Origin of the sequence: Kribbella sp. NPDC059898, from assembly GCF_042730855.1 — a bacterium.
In the GTDB taxonomy this organism is placed as follows: domain Bacteria; phylum Actinomycetota; class Actinomycetes; order Propionibacteriales; family Kribbellaceae; genus Kribbella.
In genome coordinates, this window is record NZ_JBHWKR010000007.1 from 374,848 (window position 1) to 400,472 (window position 25,625).

Below are 25,625 nucleotides of genomic sequence, written 5' to 3' on the forward strand. Positions count from 1 at the left end.
CGGATCGGGCGATTCGCCGGGTTAGGGTCTCTGCATGAGTGAGCGCGTGGTGAAGCCGGTCGGTCGGGGATTCCTCTTCCTGGACTCGCATCCGGCGGGGTGTGCCCGGGTGGTGCGGGACATGGCGGCCGAGGTGTCGTCGCGGCCGGCGGAGCGGCGGACGGCGTTGGTGATCGGGTCGAGCTCGGGCTACGGGCTGGCGACCACCATCGCGGGCCTCGCGCGGTACGGGATCGACGGGGTCGGCGTGTGCTTTGAGAAGGCGGCCACGGCCCGGCGTACGGCGACCGCCGGGTGGTACCGGACCGCGGAGACCGCCGCGCTCGCCGCCGAGCTCGGCCGCTCGTGGAGCTTCGTGAACGCCGACGCCTTCGCGGACACCACCAAGGACGAGGTGCTCGACCTGGTCGCGTCGCGCCTGGGCAAGATCGACCACCTGATCTACAGCGTCGCCGCGCCGCGGCGGACCGACCCGCGCACCGGCGAGACCTACCAGTCGGTGCTGAAGGCGATCGGCGCGCCGCACAGCACGAAGAGCCTGGCCTTCGAGGACGGTACGCCGGTGCTGCAGGAGGTCGGGATCGAGGTCGCGACCGACGACGAGATCGCGCAAACCGTGAAGGTGATGGGCGGCGAGGACTGGGCCCGCTGGATCACCGCGCTGCAGGACCGCGACCTGCTCGGGCCTGCGTTCAACACCGTTGCCCTCACCTACATCGGCTCCGAACTGACCGGCCCGCTCTACCGCCAGGGGTCGATCGGCGCGGCCAAGGCGGATCTGGAGCAGACCGCGCTGAAGCTGGCAGTGGACGGGGTCGCCGCGATGACCTCGGTGAACGGCGCGGCCGTCACACAGGCGTCGTCCGCGATCCCCGGTATCGGCCTGTATGTCAGCCTGCTGCACAAGGTGGCCGGTCTGCAGACGCCCGTGCAGCAGTCGATCGCGCTGTGGGAACAGCTCACCGGCGAAGCCGCGCCCGACCTCGACGACGAGGGCCGCATCCGGCTCGACCGCTGGGAACTGAACGACGACGTGCAGAACGCCGTGCGGGCGCAGTGGCAGTCGGCGACCCACGACAACATCGCCGAGGTCGCGGACGCCGCGTGGTTCCTGGCCGAGGTACGCCGGCTGTACGGGTTCGACGTACCGGGTGTGGACTACGAGGCGGAGACCGAGGTCGACGTTGAGTGGCCTACAGGGGCTTGAACGACACCAGTTCGAGGACGAGCTCGGCCGCCTCGTCGGAGGCGGCCAGGTCGACGGACGCGGTGATGCGCCAGTCGTGGTTGCCCTCGGGGTCGTCGATGATCTGCTGGACCTCCCAGTAGCCCGGGTGTTCCTCGACCAGGAACAGGGCAGGACCGCGGGCCTCCGGGCCGGTACCGACGACGTCGTGCTCGGCGTAGTACGCCGTACCGGCCTCGGCCCAGCGGCCCGCGTCCCAGCCGGCCTCGCCGTCGAGTTGGCCCAGCTCGGCCCAGCGGTGCAGGGCGAGTAGCTCGACGCGGCGGAACATCGCGTTGCGGACCAGTACCCGGAAAGCCCTGGTGTTCAAGGTGATCCGGCGCGGACCGGCCGGGACGATCTCGACCTGCGAGTCGTCGGCCGGGTTCGTCAGTTCCTCCCACTCGTCGAGCAGGCTGGAGTCGGTCTGGCGGACCACCTCGCCGAGCCACTCGATCAGGTCGGCCAGATCCTCGTCGACCTTGTCCGGCGGGACGGTCTGCCGGAGCGCCTTGTACGCGTCGCTCAGATACCGCAGTACGACGCCCTCCGAGCGCGCCAGCCCGTAGAACCCGATGAACTCGCCGAACGTCATCGCCCGCTCGAACATGTCCCGGACCACGGCCTTCGGGGACAGCCCGGCGTCCGCGATCCACGGATGCGTCTGCCGGTACATCTCGAACGTTGCCTCGAGCAACTCCTGGAGCGGCTTCGGCCAGCTGACGTCCTCGAGCAGCTCCATCCGTTCGTCGTACTCGATGCCCTGAGCCTTCATCGCGTTCACGGCCTCGCCCTTGGCGTGGTGCTCCTGCGCCCACAGCACCGCCCGCGGGTCCTCCAGCGTCGCCTCGATGATCGAGACCACGTCGAGCGCGTACGACGGATCCGCCGGGTCGAGCAGGTCGAGCGCGGCCAGCGCGAACGTGGACAGCGGCTGGTTGAGGCTGAAGTCCTTCTGCAGGTCGACGGTCAGCCGGAGGAGGCGGCCGTTCTCGTCGGGCTCGTCGAGGCGTTCGACGACGCCCGCGGTGACCAGCGTGCGGTAGATCTGGATCGCCCGCCGGATCAGCCGGACCTGCGACCGCGAGTCCTCGTGATTGTCGCGGAGCAACTGGCGCATGCTCTCGAACGCGTTGCCGTCGCGGGCGATCACGTTCAGCAGCATCGCGTGGCTGACCCGCATCCGGGACTGCAGCGCCTCCGGCTCGGCCGCGACCAGCCGGTCGAACGTTTCCTCGCCCCAGGTCACGAACCCTTCCGGCGGCTTCTTCCGCTGCACCTTGCGCTGCTTCTTCGGGTCGTCGCCGGCCTTCGCGAGTGCCTTCACGTTCTCGACGACGTGGTCCGGGGCCTGGACGACGACGGTGCCGGACGTGTCGTACCCGGCCCGTCCCGCGCGGCCCGCGATCTGGTGGAACTCGCGCGCCTTCAGGATCCGCTGGCGGCGTCCGTCGTACTTGCTGAGTGCCGTGAGTACGACGGTCCGGATCGGGACGTTGATGCCGACGCCGAGGGTGTCCGTGCCGCAGATCACCTTGAGCAGACCGGCCTGGGCGAGCTGCTCGACGAGTCGCCGGTACTTCGGCAGCATGCCGGCGTGGTGCACGCCGATGCCGTGCTTCACGAGCCGCTGCAGGGTCCGGCCGAAGCCCTTGCTGAACCGGAAGTTGCCGATCAGCTCGTTGAGCTTCTCCTTCTCCTCCTTCGTGGAGACGTTGACGCTCATCAGGGCCTGCGCGCGTTCCAGGGCAGCGGCCTGCGTGAAGTGCACGACGTACACCGGTGCCTGGTGTGTGGTCAGGAGCTCTTCGAGGGTCTCGTGCAAGGCGGTCGTGACGTACTTGTAGATCAGCGGTACCGGGCGCTCGCCGGACGCGACGATCGCGGTCGGGCGGCCGGTGCGCCGGGACAGGTCGATCTTGAAGCGCTCGACGTCGCCGAGGGTCGCGGACATCAGGATGAACTGCGCCTTCGGCAGCTCCAGCAGCGGGACCTGCCAGGCCCAGCCGCGGTCCGGTTCCGAGTAGAAGTGGAACTCGTCCATCACGACCTGGCCGATCTCCGCGTCCGGCCCCTCGCGGAGCGCGATGTTCGCGAGCACCTCCGCCGTACAGCAGATGATCGGGGCCGACGCGTTCACGGCGGCGTCGCCGGTCAGCATGCCGACCTTGTCCGCGCCGAAGGTGTCGCACAGCGCGAAGAACTTCTCCGAGACCAGGGCCTTGATCGGCGCGGTGTAGAACGTCCGCTGGTCGTTCGCCAGCGCCGCGAAGTGCGCGCCGGTCGCCACCAGGCTCTTCCCGGACCCGGTCGGCGTCGACAGGATCACGTTCGACCCGGTCATCACCTCGATCAACGCCTCTTCCTGAGCCGGGTACAACGAGATCCCCTGCTCCCCCACCCAGCCCTGAAAGGCGTCGAACAGGTCGTCAGGCTCGGTGGTCCCCGGAAGTTTCTCAGTAAGCGTCATCACCACCCATTGTCCCTGAACAGACAATCCACCAACTCCGCCGGGTCCCACGTCCCCGGCCAGTCACTCACCTGCCCGTCCCCCACCTCCACCACCCGCAACACCCCGTCGGCCCGCCACACCACATCCACGGCCACGAACGACGTCCCCACCCCGCCCAGCAACAGCTCCAGGGCACTCGGATCGAGACCCTCGGGCAGCTCGGCCGGGGTGTCCGGGTGCGGCGTCACCACCACGCACCGCCCACCGACCCACCACGTACGCGCCTCAGCGCCAGCGAAATCCTCGAACCGCCGCAGCACATACCCACCGCTGAACGAGTCCTCCCGCAACTCACGGAACCTCCGCGCCACCCGCTCGACGCCTTCCCGATCGGCCACCTCCGGGACATACGCCGCCTCGTCCCAGTAGTGCTTCATCGACTTGACGTAATCCCGCAGTACAGCGGGCCCCGCACCGAGGCGCTCCGCGGCGGCCAGCACCTGCGGTACGTCGTCCCCGTCGGTCCACGTCGACTCGGGCGTGCACTCGCGGACCGCGTCGTACCAGCCGGGCAACTCGTGCGCCGCACGGTAGGCGGCGGGCGACGTACGAAGGACAACACCACGCGTCGCGAGCGCCCGCGCGAACCCGTCGTACTCGTCCGCCGTCATCATCCACCCGCGATATACCGCATCCTCGGCCGGCGGCACCCCGGCCACCGCCCGCTCCGGATCGGCGATCGCGTCGTGGTCGATGCGGGCAACCGGAATCCCTCGGTCACGGGCCGCCGCGGCCTGCCCGGCGAAGTGCGGGTCCACGCGCCGCGGGTTCAACGGGTCCGCCGGTACGAGCAACATGCCCACGATCGTCGCAGACGCACCGTTCGGCTCGCGGAGAGGACCGTTCGGCGACAGAATCTCTGCAAACGATTGCATGCGTAGGTATTCGGAGATGACTTGATGCGCATGACGATGACATGGCGCCGGATGGGCGCGAGTTTGCTGGTGACAGCCATGGGTGTGGCGGGTCTGGTGAGCGCCACCACCCCGGACGATCAAGCCGCGGGCGAGGCGCAGGTGACCACGTGGGGCGCCGCCGACGACATCGCCGGCGGGACGCTGAACGACACGACCGTACGGAACATCCTGCGGACCAGCGTCGGCGGGAAGGACCTGCGGATCCGGATCTCCAACGCGAACGGCGACCAGCCGCTGGTGACGGACTCGGCGTACGTCGGCCGGCAGGCCGGCGGGTCGAGCGTGGTGCCAGGGTCGAGCCGGCGGTTGACGTTCGGCGGCAGTACGACGGTGACGATCCCGCCGGGCGCGATGGCGATCAGCGACCCACTGCCCGGCGCGGTCCCCGCGCTGACGAACCTGACCGTCAGCCTGCACGTGGTCGGCACGACGGGCGTGATCACCGCGCACAACCGGGCGATGCAGCACAGCTACAAGTCGGCATCCGGCGACCACGCGGCCGACGAGACGAGTACGGCGTACCAGACCGAATCAGCGGCCTGGTACTTCGTCAACGCCGCGATCGTCGACGCCCCACAACAGGTGCAGACCGTGGCGACCCTGGGCGATTCGATCACGTCCTCGGTCGGTACGACGATCGACACGAACCGGCGCTGGCCCGACATCCTCGCCGACCGTTACACGAAACTGCCCGAACCGCGACGGCTCGCGATCTCCAACGAGGGCATCTCCGGCAACCGCGTCCTCGGTGGAGTCGCCAAGGCAGGCAGCGCCGGCGCCAGCGCGTTGGCGCGACTCGACAAGGACGTACTGACGAAGCCCGGCGTACGCACGGTGCTGCTGCTCGAAGGCATCAACGACATCTACGCCGGCGCCACCACGGACCAACTGGTCGCCGGCTACCGCCAGTTGATCACCCGAGTCCACGCCACCGGCCGCTGCATCGTCGGCGGCACCCTCACGCCGATGGGCAGCTCCTTCGTCTACACCCCCGAAAAGGAAGCGGTCCGCCAAGCAGTCAACACGTTCATCCGCACCAGCGGCGAGTTCGACGCCGTAGCCGACTTCGACGCCGCCACCCGGGACCCAGCCAACCCCACCCGCCTCTCCCCCACCTACGACGGCGGCGACGGCCTCCACCCCAACGACGCCGGCAACCAAGCCATGGGCCAGGCCCCCAACCTGAACTCCCTCCGCTGCCACTAACCTCCACCGCCCGTCGCCCAGCAGGCGACGGGCGGTGCCGCAGGCTCGCGCGCCTCGCCCAAAACCACGAGGTCGCCACCCCGACCACACTCCACGTGCACGAGAGATGTGTGGCCCCCCGGGCCACGCCGAGTCGTGGCGTTCGGCTGCCACCCACAACCGCGAGTCGTGGATCGAGGTCGCCGGATCCCGCTTGGGTTCAGGGGGTGGTTGCAACACCTGAACTTGGAGGTGTTGTGATGGCTGAGGCTGGTCGTCCGTTGTTGCCGCGTGAGTTGCAGCGTGCGTTTTGGTTGCGGGTGCGGTCGGGGTTGAGTTACGAGGATGCGGGCCGGGTGGTGGGTGTGGCGCCCAGGACCGTGGTGCGGTGGGTGCGCCAGGGTGGCGGTATGCCGATGGTTGAGCTGGGTGTTGTGTCGGGGCGGTACTTGAGTCTGGCCGAGCGGGAGGAGATCGCGATCGGGCTGGCCGAGCGCTGCAGTGTCCGGGAGATCGCGCGGCGGTTGGGCCGGTCGGCGTCGACGGTCAGCCGCGAGATCAAACGCAACAGCGCGACCCGGTTGTACCGGTCCCGTCCCGATCGTGACGGTCGTGCGGTGCCGTTGTATCGGGCGAGTTTGGCGCAGTCGAACGCCGACAAGGCCGCGCGACGGCCCAAGCCTGCCAGACTGGCGCTGCAGGACCGGTTGCGGTGGCGGGTGCAGGCCGGGCTGCGACTGCGCTGGAGCCCGGAGCAGATCGCCCGCCGGCTGCGCCAGGACTTCCCCGACACACCGGAGATGTGGGTGTCACACGAAACGATCTACCAGTCCCTGTACGTGCAGGGACGCGGCGCGCTGCGCCGCAAGCTGACCCGCTGCCTGCGCACCGGCCGCGCGGTCCGGGTCCCGCAACGACGCCCCGACCAGCGCCAGTCACGGATCCCCGGCATGGTGACGATCTCCGAACGCCCCGCCGAAGCCACCGACCGCGCGGTGCCCGGGCACTGGGAAGGCGATCTCATCCTTGGCACCGGCAACCGCTCCGCGATCGGCACCCTGGTCGAACGCAGCACCCGCTACGTCCTGCTCCTCCATCTCCCAGGCCAGCACACCGCCGACCAGATCCAAGCCGCCATGCTCGACACGATCACCACCCTGCCCCAGCACCTGTGGCGCTCACTGACCTGGGACCAGGGCCTCGAGATGGCCCGCCACCGCGAGATCACCCTCGCCACCGGCCTGCCGATCTACTTCTGCGACCCCCACAGCCCCCGGCAACGCGGCACGAACGAGAACACCAACGGCCTGCTGCGCCAGTACTTCCCCAAAGGCACCGACCTGTCCACCCACACCGCCGAACACCTCACCCACGTCGCCATCCAACTCAACGGCCGACCCCGCAAAACACTCAACTGGCAAACCCCCGCCGAAGCCCTCAACCAGCTACTCTCGACCCCTTACCCAACCCGTGTTGCAACGACCCCTTGAAATCGCCCCGCGTGTCGCCCGCCGAATCCCACGACTCGGCGAACGGGTAGATCCCGGGCTACGGCGATCGAGGTGTGGCGGCGGTGCTTGGGCGGATCGCGGGGGACGGGCTGGAGGGGGCGAACAAGCGCGCATTGGTCACAAGAGCACATAACCTCGCCCGCGGGCATCTCGCCGACGAGGTCGGGGAGGATCTCCCGGCCGGATCGGCCGGATCCTCCCCAGACCGTCGATCCGCGACTCCTGCTTCGCTACGAGCAGAACATGTCCCGAGCCTGCACCAGCTCACGCGATGCAGGCTCGCGTCCTGCGAATGCGGTCGCACAATCCGGGCGGGCGACGCCGAAGCAGGTGCACCGAAAGCACGTGGATCACAACACGTGCACGGACAGCACATGGATGCGGGAGCGCGTGGTTGGCAGGCGCCTACCCCGGCGCGCGACCGGGGTAGGCGTGCAGGCCACTCGTGGCACCTTTCAACCCGCGCAAACCTCAACTGCTAGTTCTCCTTCCACGTAGACCTCACCTCTCAGCTCCAGCCCACGCAGAACCTCACCTCTCAGCTCCAGCCCACGCAGAACCTCACCTATCCGCTCGTGCCCCACGTAGAACCTCAACTGTCAGCGCTCGCCCACGCAGAACCCTCACCTCTCAGCTCATGCCCCACGTAGCACCTCGACTGTCAGCGCTCGCCCACGCAGAACCCTCACCTCTCAGTTCATGCCCCACGCAGAACCTCACCTGTTAGCTCTTGCTCCGTGTAGGACCTCGCCTCTCAGTTCATGCCCCACGCAGAACCTCACCTGTTAGCTCTTGCTCCGTGTAGGACCTCGCCTCTCGGCTCATGCTCCACGTAGAGCCTCTGCTGTTAGCTCTTGCTCCGGGTAGGAGCTCGGCTGTCGGTTCTTACTTTTCGCCTTTGATGGCAAGTGCCTGTTCTAGTTCGTTGCGGATGGCATCGGCGCCGGATTTGCGGTAGTCGGCGACGGCGTCGTCCCAGGAGTTGAGGTCGGCTCGGCCTAGTTGGATGTCCTTGGTGAGGGAGTCCATGCGTGTGTCGAGGATCTTGCCCTTCGTGGACTGGGTGGGCGAATACAGCCCGTACGTCGGCGAGGTGATCGCCGTCGGGAGCACCGCCTTGAAGTGGGCGTACGCCGTGTCGACCGCCTCGGGATGGCCGGGGAAGTACGCCGGATACGGCCCGTCGGCGAGGTACTGGATCGGGAACTCCCCCAGGCAGACCTCACTCCCACCGTCCTTGGTGAGCACCGGATCCGTCCCGTTCAACGTGTAGTGCCGCCCAGGCAGACCGAACTTCCGGAACAGGTACTCCTCTGTCCCGAACGGCGCCGCGAACCAGTTCAGCACCCGCAGCAGCGTCTTGATCCGCGCCGGCGGCCCCGGCCGGATGGCAGCGATCGAGTTGTTGGGAGACCCGAGCAACACCCGCCCCACCTTCCCGTCGGCGGCCCGCGGTACCGGGATCGAGATGCTGAACGACTGGTCGGTCGCCCGCCGGTAGAAGCTCTGGATCGACGAGTACGTGTCCTGCGTCATCACCGCCGACCCCTGCGTGAACCACACCTTCTGGTTCGCCTTCGCGACCCCGTCCGGATGGATCACGCCGTCCTTCACCATCTGCCGGGTGATCGCCAGCATCTCCTTGTGCTCCGGCAGTTCCCGGCTGTGCACGAGCTTCCCGTCGCGTACCTCCCAACCGTTGGGCAGGCCAAGCATCGCGCTGAGCGCCGCGGTCGGCGGTACCGCGAACCCCCACCGGTTCTTGCGCCCGTCGGTGACCGCCTTCGCCACCTTCTGCAGGTCGTCGGGCGTCGGCGACCCGAGTTCGACGCCGAGCTGGTCGAGCAGGTCCTGCCGCGCCAGCAGCGTGTTCGAGGACATGATCCCGCGCTGGATCGGTACGGCGCGGATGCCGCCGGAGAACACGCACCCGCGCCACGACGCCTGCGGCGCGTTCGCCAGGAACGGGTACTCGAGGATCGCGTCCCCGGACAGGTATTCGGTCAGGTCCTGCGCCCGCGCCTCCAGGAACTGCGGCAGGTACGCGAACCCGCCGTCCACGTTGAACAGATCGCCCAGCGTGTCACCCGCGACCGCGGTCGCGAACTTGTTGGGGTAGTCGGCGGCCGCCGTGATGTTGAGCTCGAGCGGTGCGCCGAGCCGCTTGTTCAGCTCCTGCCAGTACGGGTTGCGGTCCGCGGACGGCGGGATCGGGTTCGAGGTCGGCGCCGAGCCGGTCACGTCGTGCCCGTCGCCGGGCGCCCCGTGCGTCACGGTCACCGGATGCTCCGGGAACCGGTAGAAGCAGTCCGGCATCAGCGGATGGCTCCGCGGCAGGTCCGGCTTCGGCCCGTCGAACCGCTGGTACGTCGGCAACTCGACCGGCTTGTTCAACGCCGCGAGGTCGGTCGACCGGGTCACCGTGGAGCACCCGCTCAAGCCACCGGCCAACCCGCCGGCCGCGGCGATCGAGCCGGCCAGGAACGTCCTTCGGCGAAGAGTCATCCCTTCACCGCCCCGGTCAGCATGCCCTTCGCGAAGTGCCGCTGCAGGAACGGGTACACGATCAGGATCGGCACCAGCGACACCACCAGGATCGCCATCTGGATGGACTCCTGCGGCGGCAACTGGTCGGCCGACGCGCCGCCGCGGTCCCCGCTGCTCAGCTCGGTGTTGTTGATCACGTACGTCCGCAGTACCAGCTGCAACGGCCATTTCGCGGTGTCGTTGATGTAGAGCATCGCGTTGAAGAACGCGTTCCAGTACCCGACCGCGTAGAACAGCCCGACCACCGCGAGCACCGCCTTGGACAGCGGCAGCACGACCGACCAGAAGATCCGGAAGTCGCCGGCGCCGTCGACCCGGGCGGAGTCGAGCACCGCGTCCGGGATGCTCATGAAGAACGAGCGCAGCACGATCACGTTGAACCCGCTGATCGCGGTCGGCAGGATCAGCGCCAGCAGCGAGTCGAGCAGCCCGAACTCCTTCACCACCAGGTAGTTCGGGATCAGCCCGGGGCTGAACAGCAGGCTGAACAGCACGATCAGCAGGATCGGCCGCTGCCCGAACGAGCCGCGCCGGCTGAGCGCGTACGCCAGCATCGTCGACCCGGCGAGGCTGACCAGCGTGCCGCCGACGGCGATCAGCACGCTGACGCCGAGCGCCCGCTGCACCACGCCGCCGTTGAAGATCGCCTTGTACGCGTCCCAGTTGAGCCCGTCCGGCCAGAGCACGAAGCCGCCCGAGTTCGTGACGTGCCGCTGGCTGGCGATGCTCGTCGAGATCACCCCGAGGAACGGGACGACGACGACCGCACAGCAGACCAGCAGTACGACGGTCTTCAGCACCCGCGACGACATCGCCGGCGCGTCGTCAATGCCCTTCTGCACAGTACTCATTTCTGGTACACCCCCGCCTCACCGAAGATGTGCGCGATCTTGTTGGCGCCGATCACCAGGACGACGGCAACGAGCCCCTTCACCAACCCGACGGCGGCCGATATACCCCACTGCCCGGCCAGTACGCCGTTGTTGTAGACGTACGTGTCCAGTACTTCGCTCGCCGGCCGCCCGACCAGGTTCTGCTGCAGGATGATCTGCTCGAACCCGACGGTGAGCGAGTCGCCCAGCCGCAGGATCAGCAGCAGGATGATCAGCGCGCGGATACCCGGCACCGTGACGTGCCACAGTTGACGCCAGCGGGACGCGCCGTCGACCCGCGCGGCCTCGTACAGCCCGGGGTCGATCTGGGTCAGCGCCGCCAGGAACAGGATCGTCCCCCACCCGGTGTCCTTCCAGATCACCTGACTGGTGAGCAGCGCGATGAACCCGTCCGGGTTGCCGAGGAAGTCGATCGTGCCCATCCCGTGCGAACGCAGGAAGTTGTTGATCAGGCCGCTGCCGCCGAGGATCTGCTGGAAGATCGCGATCACGATCACCCAGGACAGGAAGTGCGGCAGGTACAGCACCGACTGCACGACCCGCTTGATCCGCTCGGACAGCAGGCTGTTCAGCAGCAGCGCCAGCGCGATCGGCGCGGGGAACACGAAGATCACCTGGACGAGCGTGATCAGCAACGTGTTCTTGAGAGCGTTGAGGAACTCCGCGTCGCCGTTGAAGATCACCGCGAAGTTGTCGAGCCCGACCCAGGCACTGCGACCGAGCGGGACGAACGGCAGGTACTCCTGGAACGCGATCAGGTTCCCGAGCAACGGCAGGTAGTGGAAGGCCAGCAGCAGGACGAGCCCGGGCAGCGCCATCAGCAGCAGCACCTTGTCCCGTCTGGCGCGTGCCCACCACGACAGCGGCTTGGTGGCACTGGATGTACTGTCCGTGACGGCGCCCGGCGGTCCAGATCCGGTCGGCGTCGCGGCTGCGGTCGGTCGGCTGGGGATTCGGTCTGTTTGAGCCACGCGACACTCCCAGGGTCGATCCCCCCACGGACGGAGAACGCTTTCCCTACCCCTGTGTCCGACTGTGTCGCTTCTTGGTGAGTCGCGCAGCTTCGCCCGGAGTGTCTACCGAAAACCGGCACATTTGTGCCCTTGCGAGTCAGCTGATGCGGATCCCGGCTCGTCGGCGGGCCGCGCCGGTGCTGGCGCGGACGACCAGTTCGGGGGTCAGGAGGTCCGGGGCGGGCCAGTCCGCACCTGAGAGACGTTCGCTCAACTGCTTCCAGGCGAGTTCGCCGAGCTTCACGCGGTCATTGCGCAGCGAGGTCAGGGGCGGCCGCGAGTACGCCGCGCTCGGGATGTCGTCGTACGACGCGACGGACAACTCGGCCGGAACCTCGACGCCGTTGTCGTACATCCAGCTGAGCAGCCCGGTGCCGACCAGATCGTTGAACGTGATCACCGCCGTCGCCCGGCTGTTCCGCACCGTCGGGCCTGCGTCGTACCCGTGGTTGCCGGACCAGCCGCCGTCGATCTCGTCGAGCGTGACGTCGAGCGATCGCGCTGTACGGCGTAACGTGCGGCGGCGCTCGCCGTCTGACCAGGACGTGGCCGGACCGCCGACGTACAGCATGTGGCGATGCCCGAGGCCGGTGAGGTGTTCGAGGAGCAAGCGACTGGCGGCGCGGTAGCTGATCGCGACTACGCCGGCGTTCTTGACGCTGCGGTTGATGCAGACCACTGGAACGGGTTGTGCGAGGGCCTTCGCCAGGCCGGCGCGAGTCAGCCGGGAGCTACACAGGACGAGAGCGCCGGAGTAGTCGACCAGTTCGTCGACGAGCCGCAGTTCCTCGGCAGGGTCCTCACTGCTCTCGCCGATCAGCAGCCGGTATCCGCCGGCGCGCGCAGCGGCGCTCAGACCCTTGAGCACTTCAGAGAAGAACGGGTTCGTCAGATCGGGCACTGTGACACCGACTGTGAGCGGACGGCCGAGCTTGAACTCCTGTGCGCGTTTGTCGACTCGGTACCCGAGCCGGCCGGCGACGGCCCGCACGTGCGCGACCACTTCGGGCGAGATCAGGTCGGACCCGTTCAGCGCCCGCGACACGGTCGAGACCGACGTACCGGCCTCCCGTGCCACGTCGATCAGCCGGACGCGTTCTGCCACTCGACGCACTCTACGACAGGCTGAGCCACGTCCCGTCCAGCGGTTGCTGGTTGATGCCGGGCTTCGACCAGTCGCAGACGCCGTCCGGGAAGATCGCCTGCAACTGGTCCCATTGCGCGTCGGTGAACTTCGGGTACTCGGACCGTGCCGGCGGCACCAGTTGGCACTTGATCACGTCCGCCGCCACGCCGGACCCGGCCACCTCGCGCGGGTACGACGCCGACGGGAACAGTTGCTCGCAGCGCGACGCCGGGTCCCGGTCGAGCGGCTGGGCGAGGAAGCCGTGCGGCCCCCGGCACCCTTCGACCAGCCCGGACGGGCGCGCCGACTCGATCTTCTCGATCCGCGGCCGTGACGTCCCGTCCGCGGTCAGTTGGGTCAGCCAATGGTCCATCTCCTTGACCGCGTGCCGCAGCAGCGGGCTCGCGGTGGAGAAGAGGCCGTAGCGGGCGTCCTCGAGCAGGCTCACCTGGTTCGCCGACGTACCGTTCGCCTTCTCCAGCCGGGCGCGCAGCGAGAACGTGTGGTAGCGCAGGTGGATGTCGCCCCACGGCTGGTTGTCAGCGTACGCGCGGTAGTCGATGATCGGCACGTCCCGCAGCCCGCCGCCGCCGTTCGTCAGCCGCCCGGTCCGGTACGCCGCCCGGACCGCCTCCGGGTCCGCCTCGGTCCGGGCCGGGACCAGGTTCGCGTCCGCGTCGAAGCCGCCGATCCGGCGGTTCAGGTCGAGGAACTGCGCGGGCGTGATCACCCCGGACTTCAGCACCTTCAGCCCGTACTGGACGCCGACGTTGTCCAGCGGCCGCCGCGCGAACCCGGTCAGCGGGTCCTTCCCGTACACCGTGACCGCGTGGTCGTACACGTCGCACCGCACGCCGCGGGGGTTCCGCACCGGGTCGTACCGCAGGCCGATCGGGACGTTCCCGCAGTTCCACCGCGGGTCGATCCGCCGGGCGCTCAGCGCCATACTCGAAAGCGTCTTGATGTTCCGGAAGCCCGCCACCTGGCGCTGCTGGTCCTGCGTCCACGCGAGACCGGACCGGGCGAAGTACGCCGTCAGCAGCCACGCGTCGGTGATGACCGGGATCGTCCCGAACCCGACGTCCGGGAACGAGCAGCCGACGATGATCCCGTCGAAGATGCCCGGGTAGTTGTCGGTGATCTGGTGCGCCTGGTACGAGCCGCCCGAGCACCCGAAGCCGACCGTGAACTCGGGCCGGCCGTAGTGCTCGACGAACAGTTCCTTCGTCGTCATCGCCGCCTCGGCGGCGATCAGGTCGTTGCAGTTCTGCGCGAACACGTTCAGCGACGACGACAGCAACGCGTACCCCTGCCCGAGCAGGTACGCGTCGGTCACGCCTCCGGTGGTCCGCCCGGACCGGTACCACCCGCCGGCGCAGCCGCCGCCGAGGGTGAAGATGGCCCGCCCGTTCCAGCCCTTCGAGCGGCGGGTCGGCGTCGGAGCGGCCTCGTCCAGCGGGTCGTGCAGCATCGTCGTCCGGACGATCGCCCGGTCCGCGCTCGCGGTCTCCATCCGGACGATGAACGGATCGCCGGCGGCGGTGCCGGCGAGGTCCGCCGGGTACCTGGTCGCGCCCGCCGGCCACTTCGCGTACTTCCCGGACGTGGTCCGGTAGAAGTAGTCGACCCGCGGCGCGATCGTGCAGTCGTCGTCCAGCGGCGCGCCGAGCGTGCCGCCCACCACCGGGACCGTCGCGTTCGCGGTCTCGCAGACATACGGCTGCTCGTGCGGCCCCGCGAACACCGGACCCTGACGCGGTGAGTCGCGCACCTCCAGCGTCGTACGGCGGCCGCCCGCCTCGGCCCGCAGCACGTTCTTCCCGAGCCGGATCCCGCCGACCAGACCGGTAAGGCCCGTGTCGTCGGCGCTGAACACCGACGACACGTCCTTACCGTTGAGAGTCACCCGTACGTCGTCCGCGTCCGCCTCGGACACGTCCACGTGCACCAGCGCGTCACCGCCGGTCACCATGTCCGCGCGGCTGGACAGTACCTGCAGCTTCACCGGCCGTGAGGTGACCGCCGGCACCAGCGGGAAGACCAGCGCACCGGCGAGCAGCGCGGCGACGATCCGGCCTGGTCGGGATGTCAGCGGTCCTCCTCGGCACGGTCAGTGAGCGGCCACCTCGTACACGCGGGCGATGTCCGGGGTGGTGTTCGACGGGTCGGTCACGGTCAGGCGTAGCTGGTCAATTGTCCCGGACGGACCGGCCATCGAGACCAGCGACCTGGTGTTCCCGGTGACGCTGCCCAGCTGGACCCACCCGGCCGATGTGTGGCCCTCGACCTTGAACGCGACCAGCACAGTGCCCGTCGCGACGTTCGGGTACCCGTACCCGCTGTACACATCGACCTGCTTGACCGTCTTGTACGCACCCAGGTTCAACGTCAGCACCGGCGTGGTGTCTCCGACCGCGGACATCCACCGCCCGCTGTCGAGACAGGACCCGTCGACGGCCTTCTCCGCACCCGAGTCCGCCGTGTACGCCGACGACGCGGTCGCCGTCGCGCCGCGGGCGAGATGGTCGGTGCACGGCGAGGTCGCGGGCGCCCCGGCCAGCCAGTCCCGCACAAAACCGCCTTCGTACTCACCGGTCAGCAGGTTCCAGTTCTTGTCGAACATGACGGGCTGCCAGAAGTTGTCGAAGATCCAGCCGATCCACCCGATCTGCGGCCGCGCGTCCAGGTACTGCCGCAACGGCAGCCCCCAGCCGGACGTCGTCCCGGCGGTGACGTTGTTCGCCGACGAGGACGGGTCCCAGCCGAACTCCGTCAGGACGACGGGCAGGGTCGCGGACGCCGTACCGAATCTGGGATCGAGGTTGGCCGCGGTGGCCGGCCCCTGGTTCGGGTACAGGTGGTAGACGTAGGCGATGTTGCCGCCGGTGATCGGGTCGGTCAGCGCGCCGTTCAGGCGGGTGCTCCAGGACGGGCTGCCCATCAGGATCACGTTCTGTGCGACCGATCGGATCGAGTCGACGACCGGCTGGATGTACGACTTCCAGGTGGCCCAGTTGTCCGGCGCGATCGGCTCGTTGAACACCTCGAACAGCACGTTCGGGTTGTTCGCGTAGCGCGGCGCGATGAAGTCCCAGAACCCCTTCACGTCCGCCTGCGGTACGGCGCCGGCTGCATCGCCGTAGTTCCGGACCAGGTGCAGGTCGATGATCACGTACAGACCCTTGGCGACCGCGTGGTCGACGTACGGCTTGATGTACGTCGCGTCGTAGGCGTTCAGGTCCTTGCCGATCGCCTCGGTGACCAGCAGCCGCAGGATCTTGGAGTGCCAGCCGTTCGAGACGGTCATGTCGATCAGGTCGTTGATCGGCTTGTTGTTGCAGTCGGTGCAGACCGCGTTCTGTTCGGGGGCGATGACAGAGACGCCTTGGAGGGTGACTGCGGTACCAGCGCTGTTCTTGATGCGATTGCCTTCGGTGTGCAGGGCGGGGAGGGCGGTTGTGCTCGCCGTCGCGTTCACCAAGGAGGCGGCGGAGAGCAAGAGGGCGGTACACAGGGCGGCCAAAGACTTTCGGAGCACAGCTACATCCCTTCAGTCAGTCGCGATGCGTGCGGATCTCCTCCGGCCAGGCGAGCTTGATGCGCAGGTCGTTGGCGAGGAGCCGCTGGTAGTCGGCCAGGTGGGTGGGATCGTTGCGGACCTTGCGTGGTGACAGGCCTTCGGCCAGGCAGAACCCGGCCAGTGCGCCAACCGCCTCGCCGATGCTCCATTCGACCGGGTGCAGGCGGTAGCAACCATTGGTGATGTGCGTCGTCCCGATGTTCTTGTTGGCCGGCAGCAGGTTGTCGACCCGGACCGGGATCAGCGCACCGAGCGGGATCTGGAACGGGTACGCCTCGATGTCGACGTACGTCCGGCCGGCGGTCGAAGGGTGCAGGTCGATCCGGTACCGCCCGAGCCCGACGGTGTCCGCGAACACCTCGCTGCCCGCGCCGTCCGGCCGCGCCTCGACGCCGACGTGCTGCTCCAGCACGGTGAACTCGGACCGGATCCGGCGGGACTCCCGGATGTACGGCGCCTTCGCGAGGCCGTCCGCCGTACCGGTGACGTCGGGACGCAGGCGCAGCCCGGGGTACCCGCCCTCGGTCTGCATCCAGTACAGGAAGGAGAGCGAGAGGTCGCGGCTGGCCGCCAACGCGTCCGAGGGGTCCGGGAGCAGCGGCTTCTCCCAGTAGTCGAGCTGCGGCCAGTTCACCACCGTGACGTCCGGGATCGCCTTGTCGACAAAGTTGCTACTGGCAAGGATTTGCCGGTAGCGGAACAGCGAGAACGGCGCCCGTTGCGCCGGGTTCGCGTCCAGCAGCTTCCACTCCCGCTGCTCCAGCGTGACCGGTACGACGTCCGTCCAGGACAGCTGCGACCCGGGCCAGAACGGCGCGACGGTGTCCCGCCAGTGCTCGTACCCGGCCGGACGGTCGATCGTGTGGTCCTCCCCCAGCCGGTGCTCCAGCGCGAAACACCACGAGAACGCCTGCTGGTCCAGGGGATTCGCGACCTCCGGCGCATGCAGCTCACCGGTCTCGTCGCGGCCCTCGGCGCCGATCACGTGCTCGACTCCTGCCAGCTCGAGCAGGTCGCCGAGCTCGGTCGCGTCCACGACGTACGTCGCCTCGACGGTCAGCTCGCGGCCCATCCCGCGGAACGTGACGGCCTCGATCTCGTCGCCGTTGGTCGCGGCCGCGATCGGCTCGTGCTCCATCAGCACGACCAGCCGGCCGGACGCGCGCCACGGCGCGAGCATCTCCTCCAGTACGGCGGCGGCGACGCGCGGCTCGTGGCAGAAGCGGCTGACCACGCCGAGGCCCGGGTCGAGCAGCGGGTTCGCGGCGGCCTCGGGCGTTAGTGGGTAGTTGCGGCGGTAGTACTCCCGGATCCGGTTGCGGAGCTCGGCGTACCCGGTGGCGGCGTACTGCTCGATCCACGGGTGCTCGTCCGGCGGGACGAGCTGGCTGGTCAGCTGCCCGCCCAGCCAGTCGGTCGGCTCGGTCAGTACGACGCTGCGGCCGAGGCGCGCCGCGGTCAGCGCGGCGGCGACCCCGCCCAGTCCGCCACCGACTACGAGGACATCTGTTTCCACCCGTTTACTCCTTAAGTCGGGGCGCGGCGACGGTTTCGCCGGCCACCAGATCGCAGGCCACCAACTGGCTGACCGGTTCCGCGTCCGGATCCTCGACCCGCGCCACCAGGGCGTCGATCGCGATCCGGCCGATCTCCTTGCGCGGGATCACCAGGCAGTCCCAGCGGTGCCCGGGCTCGTCGCCCGATCCCTCCAGCACCGCCACCGACAGGTCCGCCGGGATGCTCAGCCCGCGAGCGGTCAGCCCGGTCCGCAGCTCCTCGGCCAACCGGATGCCCTCGGCAACCACCGCGGTCTCCGGGCCGGCCGCCAGTTCGTCCAGCCACTCCTCGGTCAGCCCAGGCTCACCGCGGAAGCCGGGCGACCGGTCCTGCAGCCCGAGCCGCTCGATCGCGGCCCGGTAGCCCTGCCGCCGGTCGACGTACGCCTCCTGCTCGATGCCCTCGCGCAGGTACGCGAAGTGCCGGTGGCCGCGGTCGGCGAGCGACGTCACCAGCCGGTCCGCGGCCGCCACGTAGTCCGGGATGATGCACGGGATGTCCGCGCCCGGCACCTCGCGGCGGCCGATGTGCACGAACAAGTACCCGTCGTGCCACAGCCGGGCCAGCTCCTCGCGGTCGGTCGCGGCACCGAGCAGGACGGTCCCGTCGGCGAGGTTCAGCCGGTTCGTCCCGTCCCGGTAGATCCGCCGTCGCCCGTCGCTGGTCCCGGTCGAGGTGAACAGCACCAGGTCGTACCCGATCTCCTCGGCGCGCTCCTCGATCCCGAGCAGGAACTCGAAGTAGAAGTCCTCGCGGGCGTGCGGGAACACGGCCTCGAAGGTATGCACGCCGAGCAGCCGGTTGCGCTTGTTCCGCAGGTTCCGCGCGGCGGCGTTCGGGACGTACCCGAGCTCCTTCACCGCCGCGAGGATCCGGTCCCGGGTCTCGACCGGGATCCTGTCCACGTCCCCGCTCACCACCCGGGAGACCGCGGACTGGGAGACGCCCGCGAGCCGGGCGACGTCGGACTGTCGTGGTGCCTTCATTTCTTCTCCTGCAGCCAGCAATGGGTCCAGCGGCCGTCGGGCAGTTCGGTCCGCGGCGGTACGTCGGTGCGGCAGATGTCCATCGCCACCGGGCAGCGCGGGTGGAACCGGCAGCCCGCGGGCGGGTCGATCAGGCTGGGCGGTTCGCCGAGGTCCTCGGCGTCGAAGAGTGCCGCCCGGTCGGTGCGATCGCGTTCCGGATCCGGGGACGAGTCGATCAGCAACTGCGTGTACGGGTGCAGCGGATCGGCGATCACCGCTTCCTTCGGGCCGCCCTCGATCATCCGGCCGGCGTACATCACCACGATGTCGTCGCACAGGTAACGTGCGCTCGCGATGTCGTGGGTGATGTAGAGCAGCGCCAGCCCGTCCTCGGTCCGCAGCCGGTCGAGGAGGTTCAGCATCTCCAGCCGGATCGACACGTCCAGCATCGAGATCGGCTCGTCGCCGAGCAGCACCTTCGGCTCGACGGCCAGCGCCCGCGCGATCACCACCCGCTGCCGTTGCCCGCCGGACAGCTCGTGCGGGAACTTGTCCACGAACTGCTCGACCGGAGTCAGGCTCACCCGCTCCAGCAACTCCACGACTCGCTGCTCCACGTCCTCTTTGGAGTGCACTTCGTGATGCAGCTTCACCGCCCGCTCGAGGTTGTACCGCACCCGGTGCAACGGGTTCAGCGACCCGAACGGATCCTGGAAGATCAGCTGTACGTCGCGGTAGTACGCGCGCTGCTTGCCCTTCACCGGCTCCCCGCGCAGCCGAATCTCCCCGGAGGTCGGCGGATAGAACCGGGCGAGCAACCGCGCGAGCGTGGTCTTCCCGCTGCCGCTCTCCCCCACGAGCGCCACGATCCGACCGGGCAGCAACGCCAGCGTCGCGTCCTCCACGGCCCGTACGGTCGACCGCCCGGCCGGAAAATGCTTCGAGACCCCACGCGCCTCGAGTACTGGTTGACTCATGCTTGATCATCTCCCGACGGATAGAGCCGGCACGCGACGGCATGGTCCTCGATCGTCAGCAGCTCCGGTCGTTGCCGGTCGCAACCGTCGAAGCGGTCGGGGCAGCGCGGGTGGAACGCGCAGCCGGGCGGCGGCGTCCGCAGGTCCGGCGGGCTGCCCGGGATGCCGGTGAGTCTGCGCAGCTCCGAGCGCAGCGGCGGGAACGAGTCACGCAGGCCGCGGGTGTACGGGTGCCGCGGCTTGGCGTACAGGGATTCGGCGGTGCCGATCTCGACGATCCGGCCGCCGTACATGATCGCGATCCGGTCGGCGAGCTCCAGCAGCAGGGACAGGTCGTGCGTGACGAACACGACCGCGAACCCCAGCTCCCGGCGGAGCCGCAGTACCTGGGCGAGGATCTGGCGCTGCATCACCACGTCGACGGCCGTCGTCGGCTCGTCCATCACGACCAGCTCGGGACCACAGGCCAGCGCGAGCGCGATGCTCGCGCGTTGCCGCATCCCGCCGGACAGTTCGTGCGGGTACGCGCGGACCCGGTCGGCGGAGATGCCGACCATCGCGAGCAGCTCCGCGGCCCGGTCCCACGCGTCGCGGCGGCCCAGGCTCTTGTCGTGCGAACGCAGTACGTCGACGAACTGGGCGCCGACCCGCATCACCGGGTTCAGCGCGTCCATCGCGCTCTGCAGCACGATCGCGAGCGAGGTCCAGCGCAGCTTCCGGAGCTCGTCCGCGCTCAGCCCGACCAGATCGGTCCCGTGGAACTCGATCCGGCCGGCGGTGGTGACCGCCGGCGGGCGCTGCAGCCGGGTGAGCGCGGTGATCAGCGTCGACTTGCCCGACCCCGACTCGCCCGCCACCCCGAGGATCTCGCCGCGCTGCAGTTCGAACGACACGTCGTCACACGCCCGCACCGGCTTGTCTCCGGTCAGGTAATCCACGGTCAGGCCGTCCACCGTCAGCACACTCATGCCTCGGCCACCTTCCGGGTCCGGACCACGACCGAGCGCCGCGCCACCCGCAGTTTCGGGTTCGACACCTCGTCGACGCCGAAGTTCACCATCGTCGCCGCGGTCCCGATCAGCGCGATACACAGACCCGGCGGGACGAACCACCACCAGAACCCCCGCAGTACGGCGCTCTGCTGCTGGGCGGCCTGGATCATCGTGCCCCAGCTGATCGAGCCGGAGTCCGTGATGCCGAGGAACGCCAGCCCGGCCTCGGCCATCACGCCGCCGATCACGCCGTGCAGGAACATCGCCGAGATCCAGCCGGTCAGATGCGGCAGCACCTCGAAGAAGATCAGCCGCCGGTGCGGCTCGCCGACCATCCGCATCGCGAGTACGAAGTCCCGGCTGCTCAGGCTGAGCGACTGTGCGCGCAGCGTCCGCGCCCCACCCGACCAGCCGAACAGACCGATGATCAGCGCGATCACCCACGGGCCGGTGCCCTGCACGTAGCCGGCCACGATCAGGATCAGCGGCAGCACCGGCATCACCAGGAAGAGGTTCGTGAGGAAGTTCAGGCCGTTGTCGACCGCGCCACCGAAGTACCCGGCGGGTACGCCGACCAGGATCGCGATCGTCGTACCGATCAACGCGGCCACGATGCCGACCAGCATCGACCCGCGGGCGCCGGCGACGGTCTGCGCGAGCACGTCCTGCCCGAACTGCGTCGTACCGAACAGATGCTTGCCGCTCGGCGGCTGCGAGATCGCACCGAAGTCGTTCGCGCGCGGATCGAGCGGCAACCACGGGCCGACGATCGCCAGCAGGACGAAGAACAGCAGTACGCCGAGTCCGAAGCGGACCTTCCAGCTCCTGAGCATGGTCATCCCCTCGCCCGGATCCGCGGATCGAGCAGTACGTAGGCCAGGTCCGCGATCAGGTTCGCCAGCAGCACCGCGAGCGTGATCAGCAGGAACACGCCCTGCATCATCGGGTAGTCGCGCTTCTGCAGCGCCTCGTACATCAGGTAGCCGATCCCGGGGTAGCTGAACACGATCTCGGTCAGCAGCGCGCCGCCGATCACGTGCCCGAGCGCCATCGCGAAACCGGTGAAGCTCGGCAGCATCGCGTTCCGGGCGGCGTACCGGAACATCACCCGCCGCGGCGACAGGCCCTTCGCCTGGGCCAGCAGTACGTAGTCCTCGCGGACCGTGGTGACGGTCATGTTCCGCATCCCGAGCAGCCAGCCGCCGAACGCCGAGAACACGATCGTTGCCGCCGGCAAGATCCCGTGGTGCAGCACGCTCGCGACGTACGCCAGGCTGACGCCCTGCGGGAGGTCGGGGTCGTAGCCGCCGGACATCGGCGTCCAGCCGAGGACGAAACCGAACGCCCAGAGGGCCAGCAGCGCGACCCAGAAGTACGGGACGCTGGACAGGAACGTGGTGAACGGCGTCAGGATCGCGTCGAACCTGCTGCCCGCCTTCCAGCCCGCGACGACACCCAGCAGGGTGCCGATCGCGAACGCCGTGACCGTCGTGGTGCCGACCAGCAACAGCGTCCACGGCAACGCCTGCCAGACCAGGTCGGAGACCGGGACCGGGAAGTTGACCACGGAGACACCGAGGTCACCGTGCGACAACTGGCCCAGGTAGTCCAGGAACTGCCGGCCGAGGTTCTGGTGTGGGTTGCCGAAGATCGCGCGGATCGACTCCAGCGTCTCGGCCGGCACCTGCTGGCCGCTGACCCGCTCCAGCTCCTCCACGATCGCCGACGACGGGTCGCCCGGCATCAGCCGCGGGAGCAGGAAGTTCAGGCCGATCGCGGCGGCCGCGGCGGCCAGGTAGAAACCCAGCCGCCGGGCCAGGAAGGCCCACCGCATCGTCAGTTCCCCCGGCGCTGGAGGCTCAGCAGCGTGAGGATGGTGTCCGGACCCATCCCCGGGAACGGGATCGCGTCGAACTTCTGCGGCGTCGGCCAGCCGGTCCACCGGGTCGAGTTGATGTCGATGAAGTAGAAGTTGTTGTAGATCGGGCTGAACGGCACCTCGTCGACGACGATCTTCTGCAGCTGCTTGCCGAGCGTCTTCAGCTCATCGACGTTGTCAGTGCGCTCCATCGCCTTGATGATCTTGTCGGTCTCCGGGTCGCTCCAGCGGCCCTGGTCGAGGGTGGCCGACTTGCCGATCGGGGTCAGGTACTGGCTGGACAGGAACCGGTAGACGCCGTACACGCTCGCGCCGCCGGTCGACGAGGCCGCCAGGTCGAACTGGCCGAGGTTCTGCTTGTCGTAGTACCCGGCGCTGGGCTGGCCGGCGCTCTTCACGGTCAGGCCGAGGGTCTGCTTCCAGGTGTTGATCAGGATGTCGGCGTAGCTGCCCCAGCCCCAGTCCGCGTTGAACAGGATGCTCGGCTGGTACCGCTTGCCGTCCTTGACCAGTGCGCCGTTGTCGATCGTCCAGCCGCCCTTGGCCAGCTCGGCCTTCGCGGCGTCCGCGTCGACCTTCTGCACCTGGCCCTTGTACGCCGGGTCGAGCCAGTCGCCGAACAGCTGCTCGGACAGACCGGTCGGGCCGGCCTCGGTACCGGGACGCTGGAGCGTGGTGACGACCGCCGTACGATCGACGGTCAGCGCGAGGGCCTTCCGTACGTGCACGTCGTCGAACGGGGCCTTGCCGGTGTTGAACAGCACGGACATCGCGCCGCCGTTGGAGTACAGCTGGTACAGGTGCTTGTCCGGGTCCTTGGCGACGTACTCCTTCTCGCCGTTCGCCCAGCCGGCCGACGCCCAGTCGAGCTCTCCCTTCAGCAGCTGCGCCTTCAGCGCCTCACCCGCGGTCGGGACGATCTTGAACGTTGTCATCGGCAACTTGCCGCCCCAGTAGTCGGAGCGCGCGCCCAGGGTGATCTGCTGCGGCTTGAACTCCTTCACCGTGAACGGGCCGGTGCCGACCGGGTCCGGGTTGGTCCAGGTGTTCAGGTTCTGGGTCGACCAGATGTGCTTCGGGACCATCGGCAGCAGGATGTTCGCGAACTGGTTCAAGGTCGCGTACGACGGCTCCGCGAAGGTTACCTTCACCGAGCTGTCGTCGACCTTCGTCACCGACTTGTAGGTGACACCCGCGATACTGAAGTCCTTCTTCTCGATCGGCAGGCCGAGCGAGTAGACCGCGTCGTCGGCGGTGAACTTCTGGCCGTCCGACCAGGTCACGTCGGTGCGCAGCTTGATCGTCAGCACCTTGCCCTGCTCGGAGAACGCCCAGCTCTGCGCGAGCCACGGCTTCACCACCCCGCCGTCGCTGTAGTCGACCCGCATCAGCGGCTCGTACACCAGCTCCGCGTTCGGCGCCTTGTCGGTCGCCGGGCCCATCACGTTGTAGTTGCGGACGAACGTCGTACCACCGTCGGTCTTCGCGTAGACGATGCTCGCTCCACCCGCCGATCCGGTCGCCGCCGGACCGGTCGCGGGGCCTGAGCACCCCGCGACCAGCACTGCGCCGACCGCCAAAAACACCCGCCATCGACTGCGCATATTCCTCACCTCAGATGTAGAGCGGCTGCACGTTCATACGTATGAGCACTCGAATATGAGCTGATTGAGGGTTGCTCTTACGTATGCGCAGGAACCTACGAACGTTCTCCGCGCATGTCAATACCGAGACACCCCCAGAACCACAATCACCGGATGCCTGCCCGCCACCGCCAACTGATGCCGCCCCAGCACCGTCCACCCCCGCGGCACCTGCTCCGCCAGCACCAGCGCCACCACCACCCCACCCGGCCGCAAAACCTCCCGCCACCGCCGCATCCCCGCGGACACCGTCGCAGCGTCCACCCGCACACCCCACGGCGGATTACTCACGATCCGATCGAAGGAACCCTCGACCCGTCGCGCATCTCCTACCCGCCAATTGATGGATGGGCCAACCAACTGCGCCGCATTCGCTTGTGCTGCTGCGATTGCGGTCGGGTCTCGGTCGACGCCGAGGTAGGTGACGCGCGGTTCGATCAGGTGGGATTCCAGCAGGATCGTACCGGCTCCGCAGAACGGGTCGAGTACTTGGTGTCCAGGTGCTAGGTCAGCGAGGTGGGCCATGGCGGCTGCTACCGGTGGGTGCAGGCTTCCTGGGACGGTGTGTTGCCGCCAGGGCCTCCGATGGATGGGTGCGGCGTACGGGCGGCGCGCTATCCACAGCGTCTTTCCGTCGAGCACCACCCGCCATTCGGTGCGCTCGTCCGGCGGTACGGCGCCGTCGCGCCGCGAGTGGTACCGCCCGCCCGTCAACCGCGCGAGCCGCTGCCCCACCACATCCTCGACGTCGTACCGGTTGAAGTTCCGCTCCCCCACGAACGACGCCGACACCGCGAACACCCCACCACCCGGTGCCGACGGGAGCGCGGCCTGCACCGCGGCCGCTACCCCTGCTCTGGCGCGGCCGGGATCCGGCGCCACGCCGTACACCTCGAACACGTCGTCGGCCATCCGCGGCGGCTCGACCAGGCCGTCGACGACCACCTGCCGCTTGGACACCTCGACCACCCGGCATCCCGCGGCCGTGACCTCCTCGGCCACCAACCATTCCAACCCGGCAACAGCGCGCACGAGCATGAGCGCAGAACGCATGAAGACTCTCCCGGCAAGAATCCGGGAGCAACCAACTGGCTACTCCC

19 protein-coding genes are annotated in these 25,625 nt (G+C 68.6%); 3 read left to right on the plus strand and 16 right to left on the minus strand.

Features of this window, described 5'->3' with window-relative positions:
- Window positions 1-34: 34 nt before the first annotated feature.
- Window positions 35-1,207, plus strand: coding sequence for an enoyl-[acyl-carrier-protein] reductase FabV (gene fabV, locus ACFV9C_RS24080; protein WP_380196886.1), 1,173 nt, complete (start codon window positions 35-37; stop codon window positions 1,205-1,207).
- On the opposite strand, the gene ACFV9C_RS24085 is transcribed toward fabV, so the two are convergent.
- Entirely contained in the window at window positions 1,194-3,695 is a 2,502-nt protein-coding gene (locus ACFV9C_RS24085; protein ID WP_380196887.1) for a DEAD/DEAH box helicase, read from the minus strand. The genes fabV and ACFV9C_RS24085 overlap by 14 nt on opposite strands.
- On the minus strand, window positions 3,695-4,534 hold the full coding sequence (locus ACFV9C_RS24090; RefSeq protein ID WP_380196889.1) for an ATP-grasp domain-containing protein: 840 nt from the start codon (window positions 4,532-4,534) through the stop codon (window positions 3,695-3,697). Before ACFV9C_RS24090 ends, ACFV9C_RS24085 begins: the two co-directional genes overlap by 1 nt.
- A gap of 108 nt (window positions 4,535-4,642) precedes the next feature.
- Between ACFV9C_RS24090 and ACFV9C_RS24095 the strand changes: the two genes are divergently transcribed.
- Window positions 4,643-5,860 (plus strand): SGNH/GDSL hydrolase family protein, encoded by a 1,218-nt coding sequence (locus tag ACFV9C_RS24095; protein ID WP_380196891.1) that lies wholly within the window; start codon window positions 4,643-4,645, stop codon window positions 5,858-5,860.
- A gap of 239 nt (window positions 5,861-6,099) precedes the next feature.
- Entirely contained in the window at window positions 6,100-7,329 is a 1,230-nt protein-coding gene (locus tag ACFV9C_RS24100) for an IS30 family transposase (protein ID WP_380196892.1), read from the plus strand.
- 906 nt (window positions 7,330-8,235) lie between these two features.
- On the opposite strand, the gene ACFV9C_RS24105 is transcribed toward ACFV9C_RS24100, so the two are convergent.
- From ACFV9C_RS24105 to ACFV9C_RS24170, 14 genes are all read right to left on the minus strand, one after another.
- Entirely contained in the window at window positions 8,236-9,855 is a 1,620-nt protein-coding gene (locus ACFV9C_RS24105; RefSeq protein WP_380196893.1) for an ABC transporter substrate-binding protein, read from the minus strand.
- On the minus strand, window positions 9,852-10,748 hold the full coding sequence (locus ACFV9C_RS24110) for a carbohydrate ABC transporter permease (protein WP_380196895.1): 897 nt from the start codon (window positions 10,746-10,748) through the stop codon (window positions 9,852-9,854). Before ACFV9C_RS24110 ends, ACFV9C_RS24105 begins: the two co-directional genes overlap by 4 nt.
- Complete coding sequence (locus tag ACFV9C_RS24115) at window positions 10,745-11,761, minus strand: ABC transporter permease (protein WP_380196897.1); 1,017 nt, start codon at window positions 11,759-11,761, stop codon at window positions 10,745-10,747. The genes ACFV9C_RS24110 and ACFV9C_RS24115 overlap by 4 nt, the downstream gene beginning before the upstream one ends.
- 139 nt (window positions 11,762-11,900) lie before the next feature.
- Entirely contained in the window at window positions 11,901-12,908 is a 1,008-nt protein-coding gene (locus ACFV9C_RS24120) for a LacI family DNA-binding transcriptional regulator (RefSeq protein WP_380196899.1), read from the minus strand.
- Window positions 12,909-12,918: 10 nt separating this feature from the next.
- The gene (locus ACFV9C_RS24125) at window positions 12,919-14,934 is read right to left on the minus strand and encodes a DUF6351 family protein (protein ID WP_380196901.1); all 2,016 of its coding nucleotides are present in this window, start codon (window positions 14,932-14,934) and stop codon (window positions 12,919-12,921) included.
- 105 nt (window positions 14,935-15,039) lie between these two features.
- A complete protein-coding gene (locus ACFV9C_RS24130; RefSeq protein ID WP_380196902.1) occupies window positions 15,040-16,467 on the minus strand; it encodes a cellulase family glycosylhydrolase in 1,428 nt (475 codons plus the stop codon).
- Window positions 16,468-16,483: 16 nt separating this feature from the next.
- The gene (locus tag ACFV9C_RS24135) at window positions 16,484-18,025 is read right to left on the minus strand and encodes an FAD-dependent oxidoreductase (RefSeq protein WP_380196904.1); all 1,542 of its coding nucleotides are present in this window, start codon (window positions 18,023-18,025) and stop codon (window positions 16,484-16,486) included.
- Window positions 18,026-18,029: 4 nt separating this feature from the next.
- Window positions 18,030-19,052 carry a LacI family DNA-binding transcriptional regulator gene (locus ACFV9C_RS24140; protein ID WP_380196905.1) on the minus strand — a complete coding sequence of 341 codons (1,023 nt, stop codon included), beginning with the start codon at window positions 19,050-19,052 and terminating at the stop codon, window positions 18,030-18,032.
- Window positions 19,049-20,011, minus strand: coding sequence for an ABC transporter ATP-binding protein (locus ACFV9C_RS24145; RefSeq protein ID WP_380196907.1), 963 nt, complete (start codon window positions 20,009-20,011; stop codon window positions 19,049-19,051). Before ACFV9C_RS24145 ends, ACFV9C_RS24140 begins: the two co-directional genes overlap by 4 nt.
- Window positions 20,008-20,979, minus strand: coding sequence for an ABC transporter ATP-binding protein (locus ACFV9C_RS24150; protein WP_380196908.1), 972 nt, complete (start codon window positions 20,977-20,979; stop codon window positions 20,008-20,010). Before ACFV9C_RS24150 ends, ACFV9C_RS24145 begins: the two co-directional genes overlap by 4 nt.
- Window positions 20,976-21,836 carry an ABC transporter permease gene (locus ACFV9C_RS24155; protein ID WP_380196909.1) on the minus strand — a complete coding sequence of 287 codons (861 nt, stop codon included), beginning with the start codon at window positions 21,834-21,836 and terminating at the stop codon, window positions 20,976-20,978. Before ACFV9C_RS24155 ends, ACFV9C_RS24150 begins: the two co-directional genes overlap by 4 nt.
- Before the next feature lie 2 nt (window positions 21,837-21,838).
- Window positions 21,839-22,837, minus strand: a complete 999-nt coding sequence (locus ACFV9C_RS24160) for an ABC transporter permease (protein ID WP_380196911.1) — start codon at window positions 22,835-22,837, stop codon at window positions 21,839-21,841.
- Between the two features lie 2 nt (window positions 22,838-22,839).
- Window positions 22,840-24,486 carry an ABC transporter substrate-binding protein gene (locus ACFV9C_RS24165; protein ID WP_380196912.1) on the minus strand — a complete coding sequence of 549 codons (1,647 nt, stop codon included), beginning with the start codon at window positions 24,484-24,486 and terminating at the stop codon, window positions 22,840-22,842.
- A gap of 117 nt (window positions 24,487-24,603) precedes the next feature.
- On the minus strand, window positions 24,604-25,578 hold the full coding sequence (locus tag ACFV9C_RS24170) for a TRM11 family SAM-dependent methyltransferase (protein ID WP_380196913.1): 975 nt from the start codon (window positions 25,576-25,578) through the stop codon (window positions 24,604-24,606).
- Between the last annotated feature and the right edge of the window lie 47 nt (window positions 25,579-25,625).

Bases quoted from the DNA above. Each gene is read 5' to 3' on its own strand.
- ACFV9C_RS24140 (WP_380196905.1), bottom strand. From the start codon at position 19,052: ATGAAGGCACCACGACAGTCCGACGTCGCCCGGCTCGCGGGCGTCTCC.
- ACFV9C_RS24155 (WP_380196909.1), bottom strand. From the start codon at position 21,836: ATGCTCAGGAGCTGGAAGGTCCGCTTCGGACTCGGCGTACTGCTGTTC.
- ACFV9C_RS24090 (WP_380196889.1), bottom strand. From the start codon at position 4,534: ATGTTGCTCGTACCGGCGGACCCGTTGAACCCGCGGCGCGTGGACCCG.
- ACFV9C_RS24150 (WP_380196908.1), bottom strand. From the start codon at position 20,979: ATGAGTGTGCTGACGGTGGACGGCCTGACCGTGGATTACCTGACCGGA.
- ACFV9C_RS24085 (WP_380196887.1), bottom strand. From the start codon at position 3,695: ATGACGCTTACTGAGAAACTTCCGGGGACCACCGAGCCTGACGACCTG.
- ACFV9C_RS24105 (WP_380196893.1), bottom strand. From the start codon at position 9,855: ATGACTCTTCGCCGAAGGACGTTCCTGGCCGGCTCGATCGCCGCGGCC.
- ACFV9C_RS24095 (WP_380196891.1), top strand. From the start codon at position 4,643: ATGACGATGACATGGCGCCGGATGGGCGCGAGTTTGCTGGTGACAGCC.
- ACFV9C_RS24160 (WP_380196911.1), bottom strand. From the start codon at position 22,837: ATGCGGTGGGCCTTCCTGGCCCGGCGGCTGGGTTTCTACCTGGCCGCC.
- ACFV9C_RS24100 (WP_380196892.1), top strand. From the start codon at position 6,100: ATGGCTGAGGCTGGTCGTCCGTTGTTGCCGCGTGAGTTGCAGCGTGCG.
- ACFV9C_RS24170 (WP_380196913.1), bottom strand. From the start codon at position 25,578: ATGCGTTCTGCGCTCATGCTCGTGCGCGCTGTTGCCGGGTTGGAATGG.
- ACFV9C_RS24165 (WP_380196912.1), bottom strand. From the start codon at position 24,486: ATGCGCAGTCGATGGCGGGTGTTTTTGGCGGTCGGCGCAGTGCTGGTC.
- fabV (WP_380196886.1), top strand. From the start codon at position 35: ATGAGTGAGCGCGTGGTGAAGCCGGTCGGTCGGGGATTCCTCTTCCTG.
- ACFV9C_RS24110 (WP_380196895.1), bottom strand. From the start codon at position 10,748: ATGAGTACTGTGCAGAAGGGCATTGACGACGCGCCGGCGATGTCGTCG.
- ACFV9C_RS24145 (WP_380196907.1), bottom strand. From the start codon at position 20,011: ATGAGTCAACCAGTACTCGAGGCGCGTGGGGTCTCGAAGCATTTTCCG.